Source organism: Polaromonas sp. P3_C2, assembly GCF_056402675.1.
In genome coordinates, this window is sequence record NZ_JBFUGX010000524.1 from 1 (window position 1) to 2,975 (window position 2,975).

Annotated in this window: 5 protein-coding genes; 2 read left to right on the plus strand and 3 right to left on the minus strand. The window is 57.1% G+C overall.

Going from position 1 to position 2,975, the window contains the following annotated elements; all coding sequences use genetic code 11:
- On the minus strand, nucleotides 1–408 hold a 408-nt coding region (locus AC1DWI_RS18305), incomplete at its 3' end, for an isocitrate/isopropylmalate family dehydrogenase (protein ID WP_477725386.1).
- 199 nt (nucleotides 409–607) lie between these two features.
- Between AC1DWI_RS18305 and AC1DWI_RS18310 the strand changes: the two genes are divergently transcribed.
- Both AC1DWI_RS18310 and AC1DWI_RS18315 read left to right on the plus strand, forming a co-directional pair.
- Nucleotides 608–913 (plus strand): hypothetical protein, encoded by a 306-nt coding sequence (locus AC1DWI_RS18310; RefSeq protein ID WP_457280763.1) that lies wholly within the window; start codon nucleotides 608–610, stop codon nucleotides 911–913.
- Nucleotides 914–1,007: 94 nt separating this feature from the next.
- The gene (locus AC1DWI_RS18315; RefSeq protein ID WP_477669427.1) at nucleotides 1,008–1,502 is read left to right on the plus strand and encodes a DUF192 domain-containing protein; all 495 of its coding nucleotides are present in this window, start codon (nucleotides 1,008–1,010) and stop codon (nucleotides 1,500–1,502) included.
- Nucleotides 1,503–1,567: 65 nt separating this feature from the next.
- Here AC1DWI_RS18315 and AC1DWI_RS18320 read toward each other — a convergent pair whose 3' ends face one another.
- Both AC1DWI_RS18320 and xseA read right to left on the minus strand, forming a co-directional pair.
- Complete coding sequence (locus AC1DWI_RS18320; RefSeq protein ID WP_431096247.1) at nucleotides 1,568–2,149, minus strand: Fe-Mn family superoxide dismutase; 582 nt, start codon at nucleotides 2,147–2,149, stop codon at nucleotides 1,568–1,570.
- 54 nt (nucleotides 2,150–2,203) lie between these two features.
- Nucleotides 2,204–2,975 (minus strand): exodeoxyribonuclease VII large subunit (gene xseA, locus AC1DWI_RS18325; RefSeq protein ID WP_477725387.1); only part of this gene is annotated, 772 nt, incomplete at its 5' end.

Sequence of the window (2,975 nt, forward strand, 5' to 3'; positions counted from 1 at the left end):
ATACTGGATGGGGCGCAGACAGACGTAAAGATCCAGCTCCTGGCGCAGCGCAACGTTCAGGCTGCGGATGCCGCCGCCCACAGGGGTCGTCAGCGGACCCTTGATCGACACGACGTAGTCACGAACAGCGTGCAGGGTTTCTTCTGGCAGCCAGACGTCCGGGCCATAGACCTTGGTCGACTTCTCACCGGCAAACACTTCCATCCAGTGGATCTTTTTCTTGCCGCCGTAGGCTTTGGCAACAGCAGCATCAACCACTTTCAGCATAACCGGCGTAATGTCTGCGCCGGTGCCGTCGCCTTCAATGAACGGAATGATGGGTTCGTCAGGTACGTTCAACGAGTTGTCGGCATTGACAGTGATTTTTTGGCCTTGGGAAGGCACCTTGATGTGCTGATACATGAACAAAAGTCTCCGGTAAGCGCAAGGCGTCCAGGGGCACGCCACGCAACAGTTAGGTAAAAACCCCTAAATTCTAGCCGTAAAACCATACAGCAAAAGAATTTGGGGGCATCGTGTCAACGGCTTTGGAACCGGCCTCGTTACGGTAGGGCCTCCGAGAAGTTCGGGGTATTTTTTCCAATAACGTTATCAAAGGAAATTCCAAATGAACAAAATCCTCGCTGCTTTGATCGCTGGCCTCTTCGCTGCTGGTGCTTTCGCACAAGCTTCCGCTCCTGCGGCTACTCCAGCCAAGCCAGCTGTTGCCGCAACGCCAGCCGCTCCCGCTGCAAAAGCAGAAGCCAAAGCTGAAGCCAAGCCAGCCAAAATGACCAAAGAAGAAAAAGCTGCTGCCAAGGCCGCAAAGAAAGAAAAAGCTGCTGCTGACAAGAAAGCAAAAGCTGAAGCCGCTGCAGCCAAGAAAGCCGAAGCTGCTGCCGCCAAAAAAGCAAAAGCTGAAGCCAAGAAGTAATTCCTGGTGACTTCGGTCAAAATGCCCGCCGCGTGCGGGCATTTTTTATGCGCGTCGTTTATGCTGGCCGATCAACTTCATGCGTGGTGACTCTATGTTTTTCAAACCCGGTACCGTCTTGTTTCGTGGGGCGTTCAAGGGCCTCACCCAGATGCTGGCTGTTGCCGCCCTGTTCGTGCCCCTGGGTGCTTCGGCGCAGGACGGCCCCCAGATGAATTTACAGCGCGTCAAGCTGTCGGCCGGCATGCACCTGATTGATGCGCAGGTGGCCCTCACGCCGGAACAGCGGCAAATCGGCCTGATGTTCCGCAAGGAAATGCCGCAACAGGAAGGCATGATTTTTATCTTCGAGCAGCCAGCCCAGCAGTGCTTCTGGATGAAAAACACCTTGCTGCCGCTGACCGCCGCCTTTGTGGCGGATGACGGCACCATCGTGAACCTCGCCGACATGAAACCTCAAACCACAGACCCACACTGCTCTGCCCAACCCGTGCGCTTTGTCCTGGAAATGAACAAGGGCTGGTTTGCGCGAAAACGCATCAAGGCCGGCAGCAAACTGGGCGGCCCGATTTTCGAGGCGAAGCGCTGATTTCTCGCTTTTAAAACAAAAAAGCCGACTCATGTCGGCTTTTTTGTGGGCGAAGGCCTCTCGCCTCAGGCGAAGTTGGCCTCGGCAAAACTCCAGTTCACCAGATTGGAGAGGAAGGTCTCGACAAATTTCGGACGCAGGTTGCGGTAGTCAATGTAGTAGGCATGCTCCCAGACATCCACCGTCAGCAAGGCCTTATCGGCAGTGGTGAGCGGGGTACCTGCCGGGCCGGTGTTGACAATATCAACCGTGCCGTCGGCTTTTTTTACAAGCCACGTCCAGCCGGAACCGAAATTGCCAACGGCCGACTTGACGAAAGCCTCTTTGAACGCAGCGTAAGAGCCAAACTTGGCATTGATGGCTGCAGCCAGTGCGCCGCCAGGCTCGCCGCCGCCAGCGGGCTTCATGCAGCTCCAGAAGAAGGTGTGGTTCCAGATCTGGGCAGCATTGTTGTACACACCACCACTGGATTTCTTGACGATCTCTTCGAGCGTCATGGCTTCAAACTCAGTGCCCTTTTGCAGGTTGTTGAGGTTCACCACGTAAGCATTGTGGTGCTTGCCATGGTGGTATTCAAAGGCTTCCTGGCTGTAATGCGGCGCCAGGGCGTCGATCGGGTACGGTAGCGGGGGGAGTTTGTGTTCCATGATTTTTTCCTCGTGGTGATGAATAAACTGCTTTTAACGATGTCATTGTAAAAACTAAATCAGTCTGCGCGCAGAAACTGTCAAATCGACCTCGCCGTCGGCAAGGGTAGCGCGTACAGGTTGCCCCACATGGGTCTTTTCGCGGCTTGTAATGGGTTGCCCCTGAAGGTCGGCAAGCCAGGCGTAGCCGCGCTTCAGAACCAGTTTGGGGTCCAGCAACTCAAGCCTTAACTGCGCGCGCTCGATGCGCTGCCGGCCGCGCTGCAGGCTGCCTTGCACTTCGTGCGGAAAATTGCTGCCCAAGACCTGTAGCTTGCGCTGTTCGTGCTGCAGTGCCAAACGCGCTGCATGGCTCAGGCTCTGGCCGAGCCCGGCCAGGCGGGCATGCTGCCTGGTAACCAGATGCGACGGCCGGCTAATCCGGGAAGCCGCCCAGTCCAGGCGCTGGTTGTGCGACTCCAGCTGGCGGTCTACGCCGTTTTGCAGCCGCGACACGGCCATGTCGAGCGCACCCAACCACACCGCTTGGGGCTGCGCGCAGAGTTCTGCCGCGGCGGTCGGCGTGGGCGCACGCACGTCAGCGCAAAAATCGACGATCGTGAAATCGGTTTCATGCCCTACCCCGCTAATCACTGGCATGGGCGATTCCACCAGGGTTCGGGCGAGCTGCTCATCATTAAAAGCCCACAGGTCTTCCATGGCGCCGCCACCGCGTACCACCAGCAAGACATCCACGCGGTCCTGGGATCGCCGCTGATAGGCTTTGAGCAAAGCGGCGCGCAATTCGCCGGCTGCCTGGCTGCCCTGCACGCTGGCAGGATAAATA

Coding starts and splice junctions, on each gene's coding strand:
- AC1DWI_RS18310 (WP_457280763.1), top strand. CDS start 608: ATGAACAAAATCCTCGCTGCTTTGATCGCTGGCCTCTTCGCTGCTGGT.
- AC1DWI_RS18315 (WP_477669427.1), top strand. CDS start 1,008: ATGTTTTTCAAACCCGGTACCGTCTTGTTTCGTGGGGCGTTCAAGGGC.
- AC1DWI_RS18320 (WP_431096247.1), bottom strand. CDS start 2,149: ATGGAACACAAACTCCCCCCGCTACCGTACCCGATCGACGCCCTGGCG.